Source organism: Terrisphaera buseokensis (genome assembly GCF_047521145.2).
GTDB lineage: Bacteria > Verrucomicrobiota > Verrucomicrobiia > Opitutales > Opitutaceae > ER46.
Genome location: NZ_CM134186.1, coordinates 7029438 through 7051253 on the forward strand (window position 1 = coordinate 7029438; position 21816 = coordinate 7051253).

Genomic DNA, 21816 nt, shown 5'->3' on the forward strand with positions numbered 1-21816 from the left:
AAAATCGCATCCGGTGCTTGATGTGGCGGGGTGCCATCGCCCGCTACATCGGCTGCAATTCACCTAAGTTCGACGTTATAGAGCGCAAACGCCAGCACGCGTCCGCCACCGTCCGGTGTTTCCGGCGTGCCGGGAATGTCTGTCGAAAACTCTAGCGCGGCCGTGCCCGCGGCCCACGGCGGCAGGGCCAGCACGACGTCCACGTAGTTCGTCGCCACCGCGCCACGCCACAGTTCGCGCCCGCCGAGCGTGACAACAACCGTCCGCGGGACGGTCGCGCGCAGCCGGCAGCGGATCGCCACCGGCGCGCGCAGGTCGCCACCGTCGACGTACAGCTGCAGCGCCGCCCGGCCCCCGCTCCACGCCCAGCGGTCGCGTCCGTGCTGCTCCGGCGGATACCAGCCGGCGCCCCACGCCGCCGTGATCGTCGCATTCCCATCGCGCCGCAGCGACAGTTCACCGACCGCGAGTTGCCGCGAGAGCGTCCACGTCGTCCCGAGCGCCGCCGCCACGGACGTGACCGCGAACCCCACCGCCCACCCGCGCGAAGCCCGGACCGGGCGCGCGGGCTCGAACGCCGGCACAGCGAGACACCACGCGACAATCGCCATCGGCCACAGCTGCAGCAGCAGGCGCACGAGCGAGGTGTCGAGATGCCATTGCAGATGGAGCGGACTGAGCAGGTACGTGGTCGCGTAACCCGCCAGCATCAGCGCGAGCACGGCCGGAATCACCCGTTCGCCCCCGGTCCAGCGGCGACGCGCGCGCCACGCGACGAACGGCAGTGCCATGACCGCAAACGGCGTCAGGCTCCATTCGCCGAAACGCAGGCCCTCGCGGCCGAAAGCGCGCAGCACCGTCTCCAGTCGCACCGCATCGATCAGCTGCGCCAGCCGCGGTCCGAACGGAGCGGCCATGAGATCGTTGGCCGGCGCGTACCAGATTTTGAATACGACGACGGGCACCAACGCGATCGCCAGTCCCGCCAACAGGCGGGCCAGATTCCGTCGCCCCGCGTCGGGCTCCGCCCACGCAGCCACGACGGCGGCAAATGCGAGAGCGAACAGCAGGCCTTCGTTTTTCGTCCACGCCGCGAGTCCGGCGCAGAGTCCGGCGAGCGCAAACCAACCACGGTCGGTGTCGGACCGCCGATCGCCCAGCGCCACCAGGCCCACCGCCGCGAGCATGAAGCCCGCGAGCGGAATGTCCGCGTGCTGATTCGGCGCGAAGGTCACGAAGAACGGCGTGCCCACGAGGACAATTCCGCCCAACAGTCCCACGGCGAGGCCGCGGACGCGCGCGACGACCGCGACGAGCAGCCCCACCAGTCCCGCCGCAAACGCCCCGGACACGAGTGCCGCCGCTGCGGACGTTTCCGTTCCGGCCCACGCCCAGATCCGCGCCACGGCCGCCGGCAGCAGGCGTGGGTAATCCGGATGCGTCCAGTTGATCGATGGTGCCGCCAGCAGCAGCGGCCACTCCGGGCCCGCGCGCAGCATGAAACGCGCGTGCAGGTTCCAGATCGCCCATCCGTCCCAGCCCCCGTAGGGCTCAGCCAGATACGACCGCCACGCCACGACCGTCGCGACCACCACGATCTGCCCGAAGATCCACGCGAGGATCCACCACAGGACCGGATTCGACGCCGGCATGGGTTTTGATTCAGTGCCATCGGTCGCGCGCCGCGCCAGCCGCCACGCGAGGAAAGCACCGAGCGCGAGCTCGCCTGCACCCGCCCAAAACGCCGGACGCGCGGAGGCGAGTGACGCAAAGAAGAACAACGTGCTCGTCACGCCGAGGCCCAGGAGCAGGCCGAGCGACACCAGCACGGCCCCGTCGCGCCGCCACGAACTGCCCGCCGGCCGCAGCACCGCCACGAGCAGCACCCCGAGTGTCCACGCGCTGAACAGCGCCGCGATCATGGCGTACTCCTCCGCAGCAGCAGCACGCCGTCACCGCTGTCGTGCACCATCCGATACGCCGACGGCACGCGTTCCTTCACCGCGACGCGCTGCAGATTCGCCACGGCCCACTCGCACTGGTCCGAAGTGGCGTCGAGGATCCACGGCGCGAGCGCGAATTGGGAAAGAAAATACGCCTCCATTCCGGCCGCGTCGCCGCGCAGCTGCGCGGGCGGCAGATCCGCGAAATAGCCCACCGTGCCGCGCACGCCGTGGGCGGCGAGGGCCTCGCGCACGGACGCCATGCGCCGCTCGTGCCGCAGCACGACATTGGCCGGCAATGCCTCGGCCGCGCGCCGCGGCGGCAACACCCGGCGCGCCGTCTGCGCGATATTCCACGCCCCCACAATCGCCACCAGCAGCCACGTGATCGCGATCCAGGCTCTCATTGCATCCGAATCTATTTCACCTCGACGCCATAGAGCGCGAAGCCCAGCGCGCGGGCGTCGGCGTGATCGTTCTCGCGCACCGCGGGCGTCGATGAACGCAACTCCAGCTCCAGTCGGCCCCGCGCCGCGGGCGTCGCCTCGAACTCCACCCAGGCCACGCGCTCACCGACCGGCCCGCGCCAGACCACTTGCGTTCCAGCCAGGACTTCGATGTCGCGCGGGGCGATCGCGCGCAGCTTCAAGCGCACGCGCACCGGCGCGAGCGTGCGCGGGGCAATCTCGATCGCGATGCGCCCGTTCTGTCCGCTCCACGCCCACGCGGTGCGATCATTGCGTTCGACGCCGAACCAGCCGGTGTCGAGTTGGACGACGTAGGCGCCGACGTCGGAGCGTCCCGCCGCAAGTTCACGCGGCGCATTCGGCACGTGCCAGAGCGCGAGCACGCCGCTGCACACGCTGAGGCCGCCCGCGGCGATCCAGATCCAACTGGCGCGTACCCGCACGGCCAGTACGGCGAACGCCACGCTCATCGGCAGCAGCACGCGCGTCGCCGCGCCGGGATGACCTTCCCACACCGAGGTGCCGAGCAGGGCCATCATCGCGACGCCGCTCGCGCCGGCCCGCCACCAGGCGTCGTTCCAGTGCCACCGCCGCAGAAAAAAAGCGGCCTGAGCCGTCAGCGCGATCAGCGCGAGCAGCGTCGTGGTGTTGAGCCAGCGAAAATCCGGTTGCCGGCCGAAGTCCGCGAGCGTCGCACCGATCTTCTCGATCCAGCCGACGACCGGCCAGGTGAAGTTGCCGAGGCCCTGGGCTGCCGGTCCCGCCTTCCAGCGCACGTAGATCATCCACGCGCCGAGCGGCAGCGCGACGATCGCGGCGCGCCGGGCGTTCGCGATCCAGCCGCGCGGCGCCCGCCACGGTCCGCGCCACAGGGCCACGACGCCGGCCAGCGCTGTTTCGCGCGCCAGGCCGGCCATCGCCAGGACGCCGAGTGCGCCTCTGCTCCGGCCGCGTTCATCGAGGGCGATCGCTGCCGTCACGAGTGTCGCCGCCAGCAAATCCGTCAACGCGAGCCGCACCGAGTGCAACGCGCCGGCGGAGAACATCACGCCCGCCCAGGCCAGCCAGCTGCGCGCATCGCGCACGGGCAGCACCCGCCACAGCAAAAACGCCAGCACGAGCCAGACGGCGAGATTCAGCGCCGCGTAGGTGTTGGCGATGCGCGCGGGATCGCCTGCGGCCAGCACCCACGCGAGCGCGCTGCCGAGGATGCGGCGGGCGCGGTACGGGACGTTGCCGAGTGCAGGCTGGAGATCGGGTGAGTCGAGCAGTGGATGAAACGCGATCTGCGTGTACGCAGCGCCGTCGTAGCCGTTGAAACCGTCGTAGGCAAAAACCGGATGCTCGCGAATCTCCGGGATGCCGCTGCGGGCGTCGGCGGCGTCGAGCTGCACGAACTTCGTGAATCCATAATACGGATGCCAGAAGCGGCCCGCGAGCAGCGCAAACGCGATCACGGCCAGACCCGCCGCCGCCAGCAGCACCCTTCGCCGGGGTTCGTGCGATCGGGACGTCATGCGCACAACGCACGACGCCGACCACGGTTGAACGCAGGGAATTTCATCGGCGCGAGGGAACACGAATCGGCTGACGTCGCAAGGTTGCGTCGCGCCCCCGCCGCCGCCACGCTCGGCCCATGCACGAATTGGGCACGCCGCAGCCGACCCGTCGGAAACCCAGTTTCCCGATCAGCGCGGATCTGCGCGCCTACCTGCGCCGCTACAAACGCGAGCGCGAGCTGCCCGTCACGTACGAGCGGCTGCGGGCGTTTCACGAGGTGATTCCGCTGACGGATGAAAAGGGCAAGCCCACGCTCTGGGACACCGTCATCTACGACGCCAATGAGATGTCGGAGCTCAACGAGGCGCTGAAGGAGATCTACGCGTGGCTGAAAGTGGACGGCGATCTCTCGGTCGTGAGCCATCTCTATGTCGACCGCGTGGACTTCTGCACCTTCGGCAATTCGACGCCGTTCCGGATCCGGATCGTCAACGCGTACAACGACAATCAGGACTATTTCTACGTGAAGCAGGCCGACGCCTCGCGCGTGTACGGGCTGGAGCTCGAGCATCTGCTCTCGCCGAGCCGCATGCAGTTCATGACGCATGGCAACACGCTGGTCGAGGAACACGTCGCGGGCATTCCCGGCGACATGTTCATCGAGAAGTGGCTGGGCCGGCCCGATCCGAAGCCGATTCGCGTGGCCAAGGAGCTGGTGAAATTCAACGAGCGCTGCTTCATCCGCCTGCTCGGCGACATGCGCTCGTACAACTTCGTGTTCGTGATCACGCCGGACTTCGAGGAGTCGCAGATTCGGATCCGCGCCATGGACTTCGATCAGCAGAGCTACGACGGGCGGAAGAATTTTTACCTGCCGCAGTTCTTCAAGGACAACTACCCGCTCGTGAATTTCTGCACGAAGCACCTCCACTCCGAGACGGCGCACCAGTACCAGCGCGAGGAACAGACGCTGATCCTGCAACGCGCGTCGCTGGCGTCGGAGCGCCTCGGCCTGCTGCTCCACGACATGGCCCGCGATCCGCTCGCCCCCATTGAGAAGGTGCACTCGCTGCGCGAAGGCCTCGCCGAACACTATCACCGCAAGGACTACCTCCGGTGCGAATCCATGGGCGCGCTGATTCGCGAGAACCTCGAGTCGATCCGTCGCGACATCGGCCGGCCGGTCGTGCCGGAGCTCGTGCCGGAGTAATTCCGGCCGGCACGCGCTTTCCGGGCTTGGAAGTGACTACGAGCGCCAGCGAGTGGCTGCAGATGCCATCACCTGATTTCGAGTGCCCTCCTGCCACTCGCTGACGCTCGCAGCCACCGGCGCCGGGAGGTTCGTTCACACGCGGGGCGTAGCGGCCGGAGCGACACCGTTTTCCGGCGCGCGCCACACCGGCTTCGACGCATCCAGCCCCAGCGCCGCGAACGCCGAGATGAACAGCGCGCCCGCGCACGCGAGGAACACGTACCGATGCCCCTCCTCGTCATTCGCGCCCACGGCCAGCAGCCACGGCACCATCATCGCGGTGAGTGACGCCCCGAAATTGCCCCACATGTTGGCCCAGCCGGCTGCCGCGGCCGTGACGCGTCCGCCGATGTCCTGGAGAAACGCCCACACCGCCGGGGCGCCGAGATCCACGCCAAAGGACACGACCGCGCAAAACCCGACGACGGCCCACGCGGAGCCCGCGTAGAGACAACCGATATAGGCCGCGCCGGCGAGCGTGCCCGACGTGCACAGCGGCACGCGGCGGCCCCACCTGAGGCCGAATTTCCGCACGCACCAGTCCGCGTACAAGCCACCCGCGATCTGGCCCAGCATGCCGCCGGCGAGGACGAGGGTGACCATGCGGCCGCCGGCGACGGCTTCGACGTGCTTCGCCTCCTTCAGGTACGTCGGCAGCCACGTGATCAGAAACGCCCAGCCGAAGTTGATCAGGAACTGCATGCCCGCGTTGAGCCACAGGCTGCGGCTCCGGCAGAACGCCCCGAGCACGCGGCCCAGTTCGCGCGACGGCAACGGCGGCTCGACCGGCGGCGAGCCAATGTGCGCGCGTTCGGCGGCGTTGCACGCGGGATGATCCTCGGGCCGGTTGCGCACGACGTGCCAGTAAAGCGCGGCGATCAACAGTCCGACGGCGCCGTCGATCCACAGCACGGGCCGCCAGTGTCCGAGGCCCACCACCATCCACGCGGTGAGAAACGGCGCGAGCGTGCCACCGATGCGCCCACCCAGCGTGACGAGCGAACTCGCCCGCGCGCGCTCCGCCAGCGGCATCCAGCGTCGAATCAACGCGCCGCTCGTCGGGTAGGCGCCCGCCTCCGCCGCGCCGCACAGCAGCCGCATCGCGACGAGTCCCGGAAACGAACTGACCAGTCCGGTGAGCGCCGTGAAGATCGACCACAGCACGATGTACGTCGTGAGCATCGGGCGCGCGCCAAACCGATCGCTCGCCCAGCCCGCCGGCACCTGGAAGAGCGCGTAAGAGAAAAAGAAAACGCCGAGGACGCGCCCGATCTGCTCCTTCGTCAGCGCGATGTCCTGCTGGAAGGACGCCGCCTTCACGATCTCGGCGAGACAGATCCGATCCAGATAAAGGATGAACGCCATCGCCATGCTGACGGCGATGATCCGCCCGCGCACGCGCGTGGGACTGACGGAGGCTGCGTCGCTCACGCCCAGGTGTTCCGAAGGAAGCGCACGAAGTTGCCGTGAAACACGCCTTCGATCTCGTCGGGCTTGTAGCCGCGAGCCGCGAGGAGATCGCCGAGATTCGCCACGTCCGCGATGCTATCGACGTCCATCGGCATCTGCTCGGTCCCGTATCCACCATCCAAGTCCGTGCCGATGCCGACATGCCGGGCATTGCCCGCGAGCTGGCAGATGTGATCGATGTGCTCGCAGAGCTTTTCCAGTTTCAGTCCGAAGTCCTGCGGTTTCGAGCGGTGATGCGCCCAGCCGTGCACCATCATGATCGCGTCGAGCGCCATGCCGATGACGGCACCGCGCGCGATCAACGCCTTCAACTGCTCGTCGTTGAACTGCCGGTTCCAGTTCGCGAGCGCACGACAGTTGGAGTGGCTCGCCCAGACGGGGCCTTGGAAGCGTTTCATCGCGTCCCAGAAACTCTCGTCGCAGAGATGCGTCGCATCGAGAATGATGCCGAGCCGCTCCATCTCGCGCAGCAATTCGTGGCCGCGCGGCGTCAACGGGCCCTCGTCGTCGGTCCCGTGACCGTACACGCCCGGGCCGTAGTGCACCGGGCCCAGCGCGCGCAGGCCGTCGGCGTACGAGCGCTCGAGGTGTTTCATCGTCACGATCGAGTCCGCGCCTTCGAGACTCAGGATGTAGCCGATCGGCGTTTTCGCGGTTGCGGTCGCGTCGGAGCGCTCGGGCGCCGCATCGAGCCACGTGGGCAGGTGGGCGTCGAGTTGCGCGCGATTTCGAATCTGCACCAGCTCGCCGCAGGCCTCCATCTCGCGGTACCACGCAAGCTGGCCCTGGGTTTCGGCCCAGGCCTGCTCGGGGCTCGCGAAGCCCGGCAGCCGGCCGAAGTACGGCACGTAGCGGGCGAGCTGCGTCGCGACGCACAGGCCGACATTGCCGCGGCGCATTTCCGGGAAACACACGGTGCTGCGCGAACGCCCCGGGTTGTCGGTCATGCCGATCTCGCGCCGGCGCAGCCGCTCCTGGGTCCAGCGTTGATCGCGATTGAACTCAATCGCGTTCCAGGAGAGGTCGAGGTGAACGTCAAAAATCAATTTCGGTTTCATCGCGCGGCGGGGAAGAACGGGGGACAGGGAACAGTGGACACGAGACAGGTGACGGGGGACAGGAAGACGGCAGGCAGGGTGAAGCAGGAAACCAGAAAACCCGGAGACAATTCTAAAGCCGGAAAGCCAAAAGATTCCGCTGCCCCAGCCGCCGCTATTGGTATAGGCGGCCCTCTTTCGGATTTCGGATTTCGGATTTCGGATTTCGGATTTCGGATTTCGGATTTCGGATTTCGGATTTCGGATTTCGGATCTCAGATCTCCCGTCTCCCGTCCCCTGTCTCCTTCCTGATTTCCTGGCTTCCTGCTCAATCCGCTCCGCGTCCGGTCGGAATGGAAACTGGATTTTTCCCGCCGGAGTGATTGCATCCCGCCGACGCTCCCCTGCGTTTGGCTGTTTCACCCCAACCCCTGCCCCTATGTCGCCGTTCCTCGCCGAAGTCTTCGGCACCATGATCCTCATTACGCTCGGCGACGGAGTCGTCGCGAACGTCGTGCTGCAGAAATCAAAAGGCCACGCCAGCGGCTGGATCGTGATCACTGCCGGCTGGGCGCTGGCGGTGACGGTGGCGGTCTACATGGTGGGTTCGGTCAGCGGCGCCCACCTGAATCCCGCCGTCACGATCGGCCTCGCCTCGATTGGCAAATTCCCCTGGGCGCTCGTGCCGAACTATATCCTGGGCCAGATGGCGGGCGCCTTCCTCGGCAGCATTTTGGTGTGGCTCGCGTATTTTCCGCATTGGGGCGCGACGAATGACAAGGCCGGCAAACTCGCCGTCTTCTGCACCGGCCCGGCGATCCGCCAGCCTTTCGCGAATCTCATCACCGAAATCATCGGTACCGCGGTGCTGGTGCTCGGCGTATTGGCCATCCTGCGACCGGAAAACCTCCTGCCGAATACTGGCTTCGACAAAGGTTTCGCGCCGGTGCTGGTGGGCGTGATCGTTGCGTCGATCGGCCTCTCCCTCGGCGGCCCGACCGGCTACGCCATCAACCCCGCGCGCGACCTCGCGCCCCGGCTCGCGCACGCGCTGCTCCCGATCCCCGGCAAGGGCGACAGCGACTGGGGTTATGCCTGGGTGCCAGTGATCGGCCCCATCCTCGGCGGCATCCTCGGAGCGTACTTTTTCCACCGCTGCTGGTGACCGGCAGTGCTTGTTCGCCATCAGGCAAACGCCCCGTCGGGGACAAATTCAAAAGCCAGAAAGCCAGGAAAACCCTTCACGGTTTCCGTACCAGCACCTCCCATGAAATACATCCTCGCCCTCGACCAAGGCACCACGAGTTCCCGCGCGATCATCTTCGATCACAAGGGCGCGATCATCGCCGTGGCACAGCAGGAATTCCGGCAGATTTTCCCGCAGCCGGGCTGGGTGGAACATGACGCCAACGAAATCTGGGCCACGCAATCCCACGTCGCCACCGAGGTGCTGGCCAAGGCGCAACTCACCGCCTCGGACGTCGCCGCCATCGGCATCACAAACCAGCGCGAGACGACCGTCGTCTGGGACCGCGCGACCGGCAAACCCATCTGCAACGCGATCGTCTGGCAGGATCGGCGCACCGCCGGCGCCTGCGATCGGTTGAAGAAGGCCGGCAAGGGAACGCTCATCCGACGCAAGACCGGGCTCGTCATCGACGCCTATTTCTCCGGCACCAAGCTGCAGTGGATCCTCCAGCACGTGCCCGGCGCCAAGGCCCGCGCGCAGGCGGGCGAACTGGCGTTCGGCACCATCGATTCGTGGCTGGTGTGGAATCTCACCGGCGGCCGCGTGCACGTCACGGACGTCAGCAATGCGTCGCGCACGATGCTGTTCAACCTGAAGACCTGCGACTGGGATGACGATCTCCTCAAGCTCTTCGGCATTCCGCGCGCGATGCTGCCCACGGTCCGGGCCTCGAGCGAAGTCTACGGTGACAGCACGCTGTTCGGCGCGGCGATTCCGATCGCGGGGATCGCCGGCGATCAGCAGGCCGCGTTGTTCGGCCAGGTCTGCACGCAGCCCGGCATGGTCAAGAACACCTACGGCACCGGCTGTTTCATGCTGATGAACACCGGCACCAAGCCGATCGCGTCGAAAAACAATCTGCTCACCACCGTCGCCTGGAAAATCGGCAACCGCACCGAGTACGCGCTCGAAGGCAGCATCTTCATCGCCGGCGCCGTGGTGCAGTGGCTGCGCGACGGCCTCGGGTTGATCAAGACCTCGGGTGAGGTGGAATCGCTCGCCGCCCAGGTGCCTGACACCGGCGGCATCTACCTCGTGCCGGCGTTCGCGGGCCTCGGCGCGCCGCACTGGGATCAATACGCCCGCGGCCTGATGGCCGGCATCACGCGCGGCACCAAGGCGGCGCACATCGCGCGGGCAGCGCTCGAAGGCATCGCGTACCAGGTGCACGACGTGCTGCACGCGATGCAGTCCGACTCCGGCATCCGCCTGAAGGAACTGCGCGTCGACGGCGGCGCCTGCGCCAACAATCTCCTGATGCAGTTTCAAGCCGACCTGCTCGGCGTGCCCGTCGTGCGCCCGCGCGTGGCCGAAACCACCGCCCTCGGGGCCGCGTACCTCGCGGGACTCGCGGTCGGCTACTGGAAAAACCAGGCCGAGATCGCCGCGCAGTGGCAGGTCGACCGGCGCTTCAAGCCCGCGATGAAAAAGGCCCAGCGCCAGCAGCACCTCGCCGGCTGGAACAAGGCCCTCGACCGCGCGAAGCGTTGGGAAGAGGCCGAGTAAGGCAAAGGAGTGCATTCCCGGCCTGCGCATTCACGTCGCGCAGCCGAGAGCGCAGGCATCCCGCCTGCTTCGATCCATTGCAGGCCGGAGGCCTGCGTCCCGGCTCATTTGAGTTTCCGGCTTCCGGTCTCCGGTTTCCGGTTTTCCCCGCGTCCCGACTGTCCGTCCGACGCCCCGTTGCCACGGTTCTTCACGGCCGGCCTGCTCACCCCAACCCCGCCCCTTCCCCATGTCACCGCTCTCCTGTCTGCTGTCTCGCACCTTCGCGTTCGCGTTGCTCGCGCTGCCCGTCGTCCACGCCGCGCCGGCGCCGTTTCCCGTCACGATTCGCGTCGATGCCACGCAACCGCGCGCGGAGTTGAAACCGATCTACCGCTTCTTCGGCGCGGACGAACCGAACTACGCGACGATGAAGGACGGGCGAAAACTCCTCCGCGACATCGGCGCGCTGGGTGAACCGCAGGAATATTTTCGCGCGCATAGCCTGCTTGTCACAGGCGACGGCACACCGGCGCTGAAATGGGGCAGCACGAACGCCTACACCGAGGACGCTCGGGGGAATCCGATCTACAACTGGACGATCGTCGACGGCATCTTCGACGCCTACCTGGCGGGCGGCGTGAAACCCTACGCGCAGATCGGCTTCATGCCGAAGGCGCTCTCGACCAAGCCCGATCCCTACCAGCACGAATGGCGGCCGGGTTTTCCTTACAACGAAATCTACACCGGCTGGGCCTATCCGCCGAAGGACTACGCGAAGTGGGCGGAGCTGGTGTATCAGTGGGTCAAGCACTGCGTCGCCCGCTACGGTGCGGCCGAGGTGGCGCAATGGTACTGGGAAGTCTGGAACGAGCCGAACATCGGCTACTGGCGCGGCACGCCGGAGGAGTTTCGCAAGACGCATGACTTCGCCATCGACGCCGTCCGCCGCGCCCTGCCCACCGCGCGTGTCGGCGGTCCGGATACAGCCGGCGACGGCGGCAAGTTCATGGAGGACTTCCTCGAGCACTGCCTGCGCGGAAAGAACCACGCGACCGGCCAGACCGGCACGCCGCTCGACTTCATCGCGTTTCACGCCAAGGGCACGACCCCGGTCTACGTCGACGGTCACGTGCGCATGGGCATCGGCGGGCAGTTGAAGACGATCGACGCCGGTTTCGCGCGCGTCGCCCGCTATCCCGAACTCAAGTCGACGCCGATCATCCTCGGCGAATCCGATCCCGACGGCTGCGCCGCCTGCCAGGGCGCGCACCTGGGTTATCGCAACGGCACGATGTACTCGAGCTACACGGCGGCGTCGTTCGCCCGCAAACATCTGCTCGCGGAAAAACACGGCGTGAACTTCGAGGGCGCCACGACGTGGGCGTTCGAGTTCGAGGACCAGCCATACTTCGCCGGCTTCCGCGCGATGGCCAGCAACGGACTCACGCTGCCGGTCTTCAACGTGCACCGCATGATGGCGAAGATGGGCGGACGCCGCATCGACGCGGTCAGCTCCGGCGATCCGGGCGTCGAAGCCATCATCAAAAGCGGCGTGCGCGGCACGGCGGACGTCGGTGCGCTCGCGAGCTTCGACGCCGCGAAGCGTCAGCTCTCCGTTCTGGTGTGGCACTATCACGATGACGACGTGCCCGGGGCCGATGCGGCGATCGAACTCGCCCTCGCCGGGCTGCCGGTCGCCGGCGCAGGCGAAGCGCGGCTCGTGCACCATCGGGTCGACGGGCAGCACAGCAACGCGTACGCCCTCTGGCAGACGCTCGGCTCGCCCACCGCACCGTCCCGCGGCCAGTACGCCCAGCTCGAAGCCGCGGCGCAGCTCGCTCAGCTCAAGGACGCACCCGCGACGATCGGTGTGCGCAACGGCGCCGCGCGGTTGCAGTTCACGCTTCCGCGGCAAGGCGTGTCGCTGATCGTGATCACGCTGCCGTAGAGCGCGGCGTCGACCGAAACAACCGCGGGGCGAAAGCGAGGCGCCTCAGGCGCCCGCGGGTGCCCAGGCACCGACGCCCACCACCTCTTCGACCTCCGCCTCTTCATCGGGGAGTTCGTTGAGCGGCGCGAAGCGTTCGGAGGAGAAGCCCAGTTCCTGTTCGCCCTGGTGAAAGGGATCGCGCGGGTTCGTGAGTTCCTGCAGCAGCAGACCGACGGTGGCGGTGTCGCCGCCCTTGACGATTTTCTCGCGACCGAGAAACACCTCGCGGACCGTGTAGATGTTGTCCTTCACCGGGAGCTGCTTGTAGAGCGCCCGGATGGTGGCGGTAAACGTATCGTTGATGCAGACAACTTTCTGACCTTTGACCATGGAGCGTCACCAATAGTAGACGCGGGAAAAACTGCAAAAGAAGAATTGGATGGCAGGCCGGGAACCCGGCTTCTTTCCAACGTACGCACCGGCCGCGGCCGGGATTGGCGTTGCGACTTCTCCCCGCGAGGAGCATCGATCGCCTGCAGTTTCCTGCGTCACCATGAGTGCAGAAAAAAAAGCCCCCGCCCCGTCCGCCACCGCCACTCGCTCTGCCGACCGCAAATCAAACGCGGGCACGACGCCTGATCCCTGGGAGTCCTGCGTACGGCTCGAATACGGCGGGGATCGCAGCTTCGCCTGGAGCGTCCGCGAACAAGTGATCAGCACGCCGCCGGCAGAACGGGCCCAGGCGGAGGATCGCCTGCTGAAAGCCCTGGCGCTGCCGGGCGTAACCGAGGCCGGCCGGCAGTTTCTCTGCCAGATGCTCGTGCTCGTCGGCGGCGCAAAGAGCGTGCCGGCACTCGCGGCTCTCCTCCGCGACGCGAAGTCCGTCGAATCGGCGCGCTACGCCCTCGATGCCATCGCCGGCCCCGAAGCCTCGGCCGCCCTGCGCGAGGCGCTCGGCGTGGTCACGGGCCCGGCCAAGGCGGGCCTCATCGGCAGCATCGGGGTGCGCCGCGACACCGCAGCCGCGGCCGCGCTCACCGCCCTCAAGGACAACGCCGCCGAGTCCGCGCTCGTGCGCGAAGCGGCCACCCGCGCACTCGAACTCCTCGCCACCGCCAAAGCCTGACGCCCATGAACCCCGTCACCTCTCTCAATCGCCGCGAGTTCATCAAAAAGACCGGTCTCGCCACGGCCCTCGTCGCGGCGCCGCTGATCCTGCCCTCGGGCCTGCGCGGCGAAAACGCCCCGAGCAAGAAAATCACCGTCGGGATCATCGGCTGCGGCAACATCTCCGACAGTCACTTTCCCGCGATCCTAGGCTACCCGGAGTCGGTGCGCATTCTCGCCGTCTGCGACGTCGATCAGGAACGGCGCAACGAGAGCGCCGCGCTCGTCAACACCTCCTACGGCACCAAGGACTGCAAGGCCTACGCGGACTTCCGTGAACTCAACCGCCGCGCCGACATCGACGTGGTGTTCGTGTGCACGCCGGATCACTGGCACGCGTTGGTGGCGATCGATGCGATGCGGAACGGCAAGGACGTCTACGTCGAGAAACCGCTGACGCTCACGATTCAGGAAGGCCGCGCGCTTGTCGCCGCCGCCCGCAAGTACAACCGCGTCGCGCAGCACGGCACGCAGCACCGCTCGATGAAGCGGTTTCACGACGTCGCCGAATTCGTCCGCAACCAGGGCCTCGGCAAACTCGATCGCATCGAGTGCTTCATTCCGCCGAACAACCGGCATTGCGGCGCGACCTGGAAACCCGAGGCGGTGCCGGCCGGCCTCGACTGGGACATGTGGCTCGGGCCCGCGCCGTGGCGGCCGTACACGTCACAGGGTTGCCACTACAACTTCCGCTTCATCTCCGAGAGCGCCTACGGCCAGGTGACCAACTGGGGCGCGCACTATCTCGACATCGGCCAGTGGGCGCTCGACATGGACAACAGCGGTCCGGTCGAGGTCGAGGGTCACGGCGAGTTTCCCAGCAGCGGACTTTTCACGAATGCGACGAAGGTCGACTTCACCGTCCGCTACGCCAACGGCGTCCCGATGCACTGCCGCACGCGCTTCGAAGGCGGCGGCACAGCGCGGTTCGTCGGCGAACGCGGCTGGCTCGACATCGCCCGCAACAAGATGAGTGCGTCGAGCAACGATCTGTTGCGCGAGATGCAGGCCGCAGGAAAGAAGATCCAGCTGCCGCTGAGCAACAATCACCACGAAAACTTCTTCGCCTGCGTGCGATCGCGCCAACGCCCGATCGCCGACGTCGAGCTCGGCCATCGCACGACGACCGTGTGCAACCTCGGCCAGATCAGCATGGTGCTCGGCCGCAAGCTGCGGTGGGATCCGGCGCAAGAGGAATTCGTCGGTGACGACATGGCCAACCGCCTCCGCGGCCGCGCCATGCGGTCGCCGTGGTCGCTGACGTGAGCGCGCGCCGCGCGCGCAGGCGTGCGAGCTGAGGGTTGAGAGTTGAGAGATCGATCCACGGAAATGCACTCGGATCGCCCGCATCCCGGCGCGACGCGGGTTTGTCTCTCAACTCTCAGCTCTCAACTCTCAACTCCGCCATTGTCCACTACTCGATCCGGCCTTCGTCGAAATCGATCAAGTCGGGCACGCTCTTGATGTCGTCCGCGCGATCGGCGCAGCCCATGTTGGTCAGGGCTTCCTTCAGAAATTCGCGGCCGGCGACGGTCATGCCCATTTGCACGAGTCGGCGGTTCCACTGCGCGGCGCGCACGTCGGCCGGCAGGAGTTGTTTCAATTTCTGCTCGATCTCGGCGTCGTTCGCCGACTCCTGGACGATCCGCTCAATCGCGGCCGGCTCGATGCTGAGGTGCTGCGACAGGAAACGATCGCAGCCGCGCTTGTAGTTCTTCGCGTAGCTCGCCGGGAGCGCGCCGTGCTCCTTCACGTAACGGCATTTCGCGAGGAAGCGCGGCAGGTACAACAGACCCGTCGCCGCATGCGGCAGATACGGTGACGGCAACGTCGTGAGCACTTCACCGGTGGAACCCGGAATCGGTTTCGATGGCACGCCGCCACGCTCACGGCGGTCACCGGGTGCCGTCAAGGCCGGCTCCTCCCACTCACTGCGTCCGTTCAACCAGCCCGCCCCGCCAGCCAGCCATAGACAACCGCCAGCGTGGCGCACTCCGCGTGCAGAAACACAAAGCCGAGGCGCAGCCACCGCGTGCGCAGTTCCTGCCACACCCGCAGCCACGGCAGAATGACCAGCCTCGCGCCCCACCACAGCGCGATCGCCGCGCAGATAATCCGGGCCGTGACCGCCCCCGACACCAGCTCCGGCGCGAACAGCAGACTCACGATTCCGGCGAGCACCATCGTGCCACCGATGAACACGTTTTGCGCCACCGCGAAACGGCGGTGTACGTCCGGGAGCAGCGCGAGGTTGGCGTCCCAGTTCGCCGGGATCGGCGTGACCGTCGCGAGGGCGACGGTCAGCAGGTGAAAGGCGCCTGCGACGCGCACGCCTTGAATCCAGAAGGAGTCGTCCATGAGCCGCCCTACGGCTTGCGCCGCCGCTGCACGGCCGCGGCCAGCTGCGCCAGCACGGGCAGCGTCTGCTCCCAGCCAAGACAGGCATCCGTGATGCTGCGACCGGGTACCAGGGGACGCGCCTGAAAATCCTGCGCGCCGCCGACGAGATTGCTTTCGATCATCACGCCGATGATCGCGCGATCGCCGGCCGCCACTTGCGCCGCCACGTCTGCCGCAACGGCGGGCTGCCGGGCGGGATCCTTGCCGCTGTTGGCGTGGGAGCAGTCGATCATGACGTGCGGCGGCAGGCCGTTCGCGCGCAGGAGTTCCGCCGCGCTGCGCACGTGTTCCGCCGAGAAATTCGGCCCGCGCGATCCGCCGCGCAGCACGAGATGCGTGTGCTCATTGCCCGTCGTGCCCATCACGGCGGGCGCGCCCTCGCGGGTGAGCGAGGGAAACCAGTGCGGGTGACGCGCCGAGCGGATGGCGTCGATCGCTACCTGCACGTCGCCGTCGGTGCGGTTTTTCAAACCCACCGGCATCGACAAACCGGAAGCGAGTTCGCGGTGCACCTGGCTCTCGACCGTACGGGCGCCGATCGCACCCCACGACACCAGCCCGGCGTAGTATTGGCCGAGCGTCGTATCCAAAAACTCCGTGCCGACGGGCAGCCCGAGATTCACGACGTCGAGCATCAGCGTCCGCGCGAGCCGGAGCCCGGTGTTGATCTGGAAACTGCCGTCGAGATACGGATCGTTGATCAGGCCCTTCCAGCCGACGACCGTCCGCGGCTTCTCGAAATACACCCGCATCACGAGCAGCAGATCCGCGCCGTAGAGAGGCGCGACGTCATGCAGCCGCTGCGCGTAGTCGCGCGCGGACGCGGGATCGTGGATGGAACACGGTCCGATCACGACGAGCAGGCGATCGTCCGCTCCGGTGACGATGGCCCCGATCTCGCGTCGGGTGCGGGCGACCAGCTCCGCCCCTTGGTTGGACAACGGCAGTTCGTCTTCGAGGACCGCAGGGGCGATGAGCGGTTTCTGCGCACGAATGCGCAGATCGGCGGTGGCCGGGCGCGGCGGAAGGGACGTCATCCGAGTGCCGTTACTGTCTGCGCCTCCATCACCACCGGCGAGCGGGCCAGGGTGGCGTCGGCCTTCGCGTCGAAGCCGAGGCGCTGCGCCCGCGCCTGCAACGCCAGGTACGCGAGCGATTCGGCCTCGCCCGTCGGCGCCTGCCGCGCGGCGTTTTTCACATCCGCGTCGACCAGCGCCGCCGACGGTTGGGCCAGCAGCGACTTTTCCGCGAGAAACAGTGTGAGCGACGCCGAGAGGGTATCGACCCACGTCCGCGGGCGCACGGGAATGGAGTAGGCCAGGGCGGCGCTCGTCGGCGACCATTCCATGTAACCCCGCACCTGCGCCTGCAAATGAGCCAGCGTGGTGTCTGCGGTGCCGGGAGTCCAACGGACCGTATAGGCGCGCCGCTCGCGAAAGGTCCTTACTTCCCAAATCCGCACCGTGACTTCGTAATCGCTGGCCTTGATGTGAATATTGCCGGTCACGATGTAATCGAGGCCTCCGTCCGTGCTTTCGACCAGCTGGCGCAGGTTCTCGACGGTCCACGCCGAGTCGAAGGTCACAAAGCGGCCCTCGCCGTCGGGCGGCTTCACGAGACCAATCGCCGCGATCGGTCGATAGAGCGGAGAGAAATAAAAGGTTTCCGCCAGCCACAACGGGATGCCGCGCGACAGTCGCCCGAGTTCATCCTCACCGCCCGGATCAGCGGCCACCGCCTGCCGCTCGCCGTGGCCGGGCAGCGCGAACTGGGCGAACGCGATGCGGCGCAGCTGGCCTTCCTTCGGCGGCAGAATCCGGGACTCGAGCGTCTCGAAGCCGTAGTACCAGATCGGCTTGCTGATGCTGATCAGGCCCACCTTCGCGGCGTCAGGGCCGCGGCCGATCGCCACCTCCGCGGAGAACGGCGACGCGATCAACTCGGCGATCGCATTCGAGAAACCGTGCAGGCGATCCTCCAGCTCGGGTCGGTTCAACGCGAAAAGGATGTCGAGCACGTGCTGCGCCGCGTCGGCGTTCCGGACCGCCAGGTAAGCCTGCAACAGATTCAACCCGGTCGCCGGTCCGTGCCGGTCCGCGTCGTAGCGCGGCGCAATCAGCTCGATGATCTCCGCCACGTGTCCGTAGGAGCCGAGGTCGCCGGATACCGTCACCAGCACGTCCGCCCGATCACCCGCGTTGGCCAACAACTCCTCATAAACGGCCATCGCGCCTGCCAGATCTTTGAGTTGCAGGCTCTCGCGGGCCGCGGCCAGCCGGGGTTTGACGCCCCCCGCCGGGACCTGAGCGGGAGCGGACGCCTCGACCGGCGGCGTCGTGGCAATCGTAGGGCTCGGCTCCGCGGCGACGGCCGGAGCCGCAGGCGTTGCCGCCTGGGCCGGCGCTGGCTTCTTCGAGGAAAAGCGGTCGAAAAATCCCATGCCGCGAGCAAAGCGGCTCACCCGGTTCTGGCGAACACGATTTCGCCTGATCCGCGGGGTCGGACCGACCGCTGCGCGTGGGGCGGAGGTAGGGATTGACCGGTACCGACCGCGCGGCCAGGCCGGCCAGCGCTCGGCACCCCGGGAAAAATCAAAGTCGTTCCGAACGGTCGCGTGAACCGATCGGCAGAGAACTATTCCTCGGTGCCGTCGGGATCACCGCCGCCCTCGCCGTCTCCATCCTTGGTCGGCGGATCCATCGTGCCACCGCCATCGTCCTCGAGCATCGGCTCCGTCGCCTCGTTGCTCTCAAAGACGGAGCGCGCTCGCGTCGGGGACTTCTTTCTCGGCGCGGGCTGCGGCGACTTCACCTTGCGGCGGGGCGCGGCCTTCTTGGCGGCAGACTTCCTGGCAGCAGACGTCTTCGCGGTGGCCTTTTTCGGCGCAGTTTTCCTGACCGCAGACGTCTTCGGTGCAGACTTCGAACGGTGGGCGGTTTTGGCCTTGAGCGTTTTTTTCTTCGGCATGTGGGAACAGGCTTGGAGTAAAAGGGTCGGGCAACGGTCTCCGGCGCGGCCGGTTAGGTTCTATCGGTCACAGATTGAACGGCTGAAGCGAAGCGCGCCGGAATGGCCGCCTCGACCGCGTCGAGCAGCCGCCGCGCCATGGCCGGATCAGGCAAGGGATCGAGCCCGGCCAGACGGTCGCACGCTCGCTGCAGTCCGCTCACGCCGAGGACGTCGGCGCTGTTCTTCAGATAGTGCGCCCGACCGCGCAGCCGGACCCAATCCGCGGCCGCCAGCGCCTCGCGCATCTCCGCGAGGATTCCGGGCGTCTCGTGCTTAAATTGGGCAACCAGCCGCGCGCGCAGCCGCGGGTCGGCGATCCGCTCCGTGCCATCGTCGGGCGCCTGCATCTGCTGCACGATGACCTCGGCCAGCTGGGCCAGTCGCACCGGCTTGGAGAGAAACACATCCATGCCGGCCGCCCGCGCCCGCGCCTCATCCTGCGGCCCCACGTGCGCACTCAAGCCGACGATGCGCAGTCGCGCCGGGCCGTCCCGCCGCAACGCCTCCGCCACGGCAATGCCGTCCATGCCCGGCAGGGCGATATCGAGCAGCAGGACATCAGGCGCCTCCGCCCGGGCCAGCGTCAATGCCGTCACCCCATCCACGGCCACCGTCACCGCTGCCCCCCGTTCCCGCAGGAACGCCACGAGCAGCTCCCGCACAAGGGTGTTGTCCTCGGCGATCAGGATCCGCAGCCCGGCGAAGCCGGTCACATCGGTCGTGTCCTCAGCCACCATCGGAGTTCCGCCCGGCGGCTCGCACGGTGGCAACGGCAGCTCGACGACAAAGGTCGCGCCGGCCGTGGTGTTCTCGGCCAGGCGCACCCTGCCACCCATGACACCGCAGAGTCCTTGCACGAGGGCGAGGCCGAGGCCCGAGCCGCCGCCCGCCGCGGGGTCGAGCCGCGCGAAGGGTTGAAACAGCCGCGCCCGCAGCGAGCCCGCGATGCCCGGCCCGGTGTCGGAAATGAAAAACTCGATCACGCCTCCGGGCGCCGCACACACCTCGAGCCGCACGCGCCCCAACGGCGTGAATTTAACGGCGTTGGTCAGGAGGTTGAGCAGCACTTGGCGCAGCCGCACGCCGTCGGCGCGCACCCACGCGGGCACGGTCGACGCCACGTCGCATTCGAAGGCCAGTCCCTTCGCCCGCGCAGCCGGCCGGAGCGCCGTCGTACAATCGGCGACCAGCGCCCGGATTTCGACGGGACCGGGCTCAAGTTGAAACGCCCCGCTCTGCAGCGCGCCCAGATCGATCAGGTCGTTGACCAGGCGGAGCATGATGTCGCCATGGGAACGCAGTGCCGTCAGCCAGCCGCGGTGCGTCTCCGTCACGACTGCCGCCTCCAGCATTTCCCCGTAGCCGAGCACGCTCTGGATGGGCGTGCGCAGCTCGTGACTCACCTTGGCGAGAAACGCGCTCTTCATCCGATCCGCCGCCGCCGCGGCCGCCGCCTTCTGTTCCGCGGCGTCACGCGCTTCGCGGCGCAGCCGGTAGGCCACGGCCAGCGCCCACAACCCGACGCCGGCGGCCACGAGCGCCATCGTCTGCAACCGCGCCTGGGTGAACGTGGTCATCCAACGCGTCGCCGCGACATCCGCCACCAGCCAGCCAAGCAATTGATTCGTATCCGGATGACGGAGCGCGGCCTTGGCCGAAAACTGCGGCGACCAGCCGTCACTCGTCACCGGACCCTCCAGGAAACTTCTGCCCGCCGCCAGCCGCTCGAGATCCGCCGGCGTCACCGCGTGGTGCACGACATGCGTGATGGCCTTGTCGGTCCGCGGCAGAGAATTCAGCACCAGCAGCTGTCCGGCGCGCCACGTCGCGATGTAGAGGTACCTGAAGTCGTGATTGTGACTGCGCACCCGGGCCATCTGCGCGCGAAGCGCCGCGTAGACCGGAGCCTGCGTGCGGGGCACGGTCGCCACCATCACGGGCCGGCCATTCGGGTAGCGCTCCTGCTCCAGTGCGGTGATGCGCAACTCCGGCCCCAACGCCTCCACGAGTGCGCGTTCATCCAGCGCCAGCACCGCCGTGTCGACGCGGCGCAGCAGTGCTTCCTCGAAGCCCTGACGCGCCATGCGGCCATACCAGACCGCCAGAAAAAATCCGCCCAGAAGCCAGACGGCCAGCACCACCACCGCGCGGCGCAGTGACCGCCGGAGCGCTTCGGCGGAATGGAGCTCCTTCGCCACGTGATCCAGCCGCCGCCGCCAGGCCGCCGCGGCAAACACGATCCCGGCCGCCATGCTCACGGCCGCCGCCAGGACGGCAAAGCGCGACCAATCCGTCGTGCTGCGCCCTTCCAGGATCGCATAGGCCCACGGGCCATGCGTGGCCACAATCGGCAGGAGCAACAGGAGACCCGCGGCGAGAGGCGTCACCCGCCGCGGCGACGCCGCAACCAACATCGCGACCGTCACCACGTGAATCGCGGCCAGCACCCAGCCCGCCTCCTCCGGTGCGTCCACCCGCGCGAACGCCATGGCGGCCAGCAAGACCCACGTGACGGCCAGCCAGCTCCCGCGAAACCGGTGGCCCTGCGTTGCCCGCCACGCCAGCGCGCCCGTGCCGAAGGCCTGCGCAGCGCCCATGCCGGCGTCGAGCCGCGTGTACGGCGTCGTCAGATTCTGCGCCAGCAACACCAGCTCCAGCAACGCGCCCACCATGCAGCTGGCCGCGAAAACCACCAGCCAACCGTTGCGTTCGCCATTCTCGCGCTGACGCCGCGGGAGCTCAGCGCCGATGACGCCACCCCAGGCAATCAACGCCAGAAACCACAGATAGTCCTGGTGCGTCGTCCACGCTTCAAGCAACCGCAGGGCAGGATTCATGTGCGGGGTGTGGCCCGGTCATGCCCGGGCCGGACCTGCGGGCCAAGAGTGAAATGGCGGCGGGTT

18 protein-coding genes are annotated in these 21816 nt (G+C 67.5%); 6 read left to right on the top strand and 12 right to left on the bottom strand.

Going from position 1 to position 21816, the window contains the following annotated elements:
- Positions 1–59: 59 nt before the first annotated feature.
- Genes ACLJEU_RS26400 through ACLJEU_RS26410 form a run of 3 tightly spaced genes read right to left on the bottom strand, consistent with a single transcriptional unit; the run spans position 60 to position 3927 of the window.
- Positions 60–1922, bottom strand: a complete 1863-nt coding sequence (locus ACLJEU_RS26400; protein WP_414664585.1) for an ArnT family glycosyltransferase — start codon at positions 1920–1922, stop codon at positions 60–62.
- Positions 1919–2350: a hypothetical protein gene (locus tag ACLJEU_RS26405; protein ID WP_414664586.1), complete on the bottom strand. Its 432-nt coding sequence runs from the start codon at positions 2348–2350 to the stop codon at positions 1919–1921. The genes ACLJEU_RS26400 and ACLJEU_RS26405 overlap by 4 nt, the downstream gene beginning before the upstream one ends.
- 11 nt (positions 2351–2361) lie before the next feature.
- Positions 2362–3927 (bottom strand): DUF2339 domain-containing protein, encoded by a 1566-nt coding sequence (locus ACLJEU_RS26410; RefSeq protein ID WP_414664587.1) that lies wholly within the window; start codon positions 3925–3927, stop codon positions 2362–2364.
- 119 nt (positions 3928–4046) lie between these two features.
- On the opposite strand from ACLJEU_RS26410, the gene ACLJEU_RS26415 reads away from it, so the two are divergent.
- Positions 4047–5120: a hypothetical protein gene (locus ACLJEU_RS26415; RefSeq protein WP_414664588.1), complete on the top strand. Its 1074-nt coding sequence runs from the start codon at positions 4047–4049 to the stop codon at positions 5118–5120.
- Positions 5121–5255: 135 nt separating this feature from the next.
- Here ACLJEU_RS26415 and ACLJEU_RS26420 read toward each other — a convergent pair whose 3' ends face one another.
- Together ACLJEU_RS26420 and ACLJEU_RS26425 are read right to left on the bottom strand one after the other, a co-directional pair.
- Positions 5256–6593, bottom strand: a complete 1338-nt coding sequence (locus tag ACLJEU_RS26420; RefSeq protein WP_414664589.1) for an MFS transporter — start codon at positions 6591–6593, stop codon at positions 5256–5258.
- A complete protein-coding gene (locus ACLJEU_RS26425; RefSeq protein ID WP_414664590.1) occupies positions 6590–7690 on the bottom strand; it encodes a dipeptidase in 1101 nt (366 codons plus the stop codon). Before ACLJEU_RS26425 ends, ACLJEU_RS26420 begins: the two co-directional genes overlap by 4 nt.
- A gap of 419 nt (positions 7691–8109) precedes the next feature.
- Here ACLJEU_RS26425 and ACLJEU_RS26430 point away from each other — a divergent pair, with 419 nt between their 5' ends.
- From ACLJEU_RS26430 to ACLJEU_RS26440, 3 genes are all read left to right on the top strand, one after another.
- Positions 8110–8835: an MIP/aquaporin family protein gene (locus tag ACLJEU_RS26430; RefSeq protein WP_414664591.1), complete on the top strand. Its 726-nt coding sequence runs from the start codon at positions 8110–8112 to the stop codon at positions 8833–8835.
- Between the two features lie 102 nt (positions 8836–8937).
- Positions 8938–10425 (top strand): glycerol kinase GlpK, encoded by a 1488-nt coding sequence (glpK, locus tag ACLJEU_RS26435; RefSeq protein ID WP_414664592.1) that lies wholly within the window; start codon positions 8938–8940, stop codon positions 10423–10425.
- A gap of 229 nt (positions 10426–10654) precedes the next feature.
- Complete coding sequence (locus ACLJEU_RS26440) at positions 10655–12355, top strand: GH39 family glycosyl hydrolase (RefSeq protein WP_414664593.1); 1701 nt, start codon at positions 10655–10657, stop codon at positions 12353–12355.
- 45 nt (positions 12356–12400) lie between these two features.
- Here ACLJEU_RS26440 and ACLJEU_RS26445 read toward each other — a convergent pair whose 3' ends face one another.
- Positions 12401–12727, bottom strand: a complete 327-nt coding sequence (locus ACLJEU_RS26445) for a hypothetical protein (protein ID WP_414664594.1) — start codon at positions 12725–12727, stop codon at positions 12401–12403.
- Positions 12728–12890: 163 nt separating this feature from the next.
- Here ACLJEU_RS26445 and ACLJEU_RS26450 point away from each other — a divergent pair, with 163 nt between their 5' ends.
- Together ACLJEU_RS26450 and ACLJEU_RS26455 are read left to right on the top strand one after the other, a co-directional pair.
- Entirely contained in the window at positions 12891–13463 is a 573-nt protein-coding gene (locus tag ACLJEU_RS26450; RefSeq protein ID WP_414664595.1) for a hypothetical protein, read from the top strand.
- Positions 13464–13468: 5 nt separating this feature from the next.
- Positions 13469–14770: a Gfo/Idh/MocA family protein gene (locus tag ACLJEU_RS26455; RefSeq protein WP_414664596.1), complete on the top strand. Its 1302-nt coding sequence runs from the start codon at positions 13469–13471 to the stop codon at positions 14768–14770.
- 148 nt (positions 14771–14918) lie between these two features.
- Here ACLJEU_RS26455 and ACLJEU_RS26460 read toward each other — a convergent pair whose 3' ends face one another.
- The 6 genes from ACLJEU_RS26460 to ACLJEU_RS26485 all read right to left on the bottom strand — a co-directional run bounded on the left by ACLJEU_RS26460 (position 14919) and on the right by ACLJEU_RS26485 (position 21750).
- Entirely contained in the window at positions 14919–15380 is a 462-nt protein-coding gene (locus ACLJEU_RS26460; protein ID WP_414664597.1) for a DUF5069 domain-containing protein, read from the bottom strand.
- 65 nt (positions 15381–15445) lie between these two features.
- Positions 15446–15862: a hypothetical protein gene (locus ACLJEU_RS26465; protein WP_414664598.1), complete on the bottom strand. Its 417-nt coding sequence runs from the start codon at positions 15860–15862 to the stop codon at positions 15446–15448.
- 8 nt (positions 15863–15870) lie between these two features.
- Complete coding sequence (locus tag ACLJEU_RS26470; protein ID WP_414664599.1) at positions 15871–16941, bottom strand: 3-deoxy-7-phosphoheptulonate synthase; 1071 nt, start codon at positions 16939–16941, stop codon at positions 15871–15873.
- A complete protein-coding gene (locus ACLJEU_RS26475) occupies positions 16938–18365 on the bottom strand; it encodes a hypothetical protein (protein WP_414664600.1) in 1428 nt (475 codons plus the stop codon). Before ACLJEU_RS26475 ends, ACLJEU_RS26470 begins: the two co-directional genes overlap by 4 nt.
- Positions 18366–18538: 173 nt before the next feature.
- The gene (locus ACLJEU_RS26480; protein ID WP_414664601.1) at positions 18539–18871 is read right to left on the bottom strand and encodes a hypothetical protein; all 333 of its coding nucleotides are present in this window, start codon (positions 18869–18871) and stop codon (positions 18539–18541) included.
- A gap of 53 nt (positions 18872–18924) precedes the next feature.
- Positions 18925–21750, bottom strand: coding sequence for a response regulator (locus ACLJEU_RS26485; protein WP_414664602.1), 2826 nt, complete (start codon positions 21748–21750; stop codon positions 18925–18927).
- Positions 21751–21816: the final 66 nt, after the last annotated feature.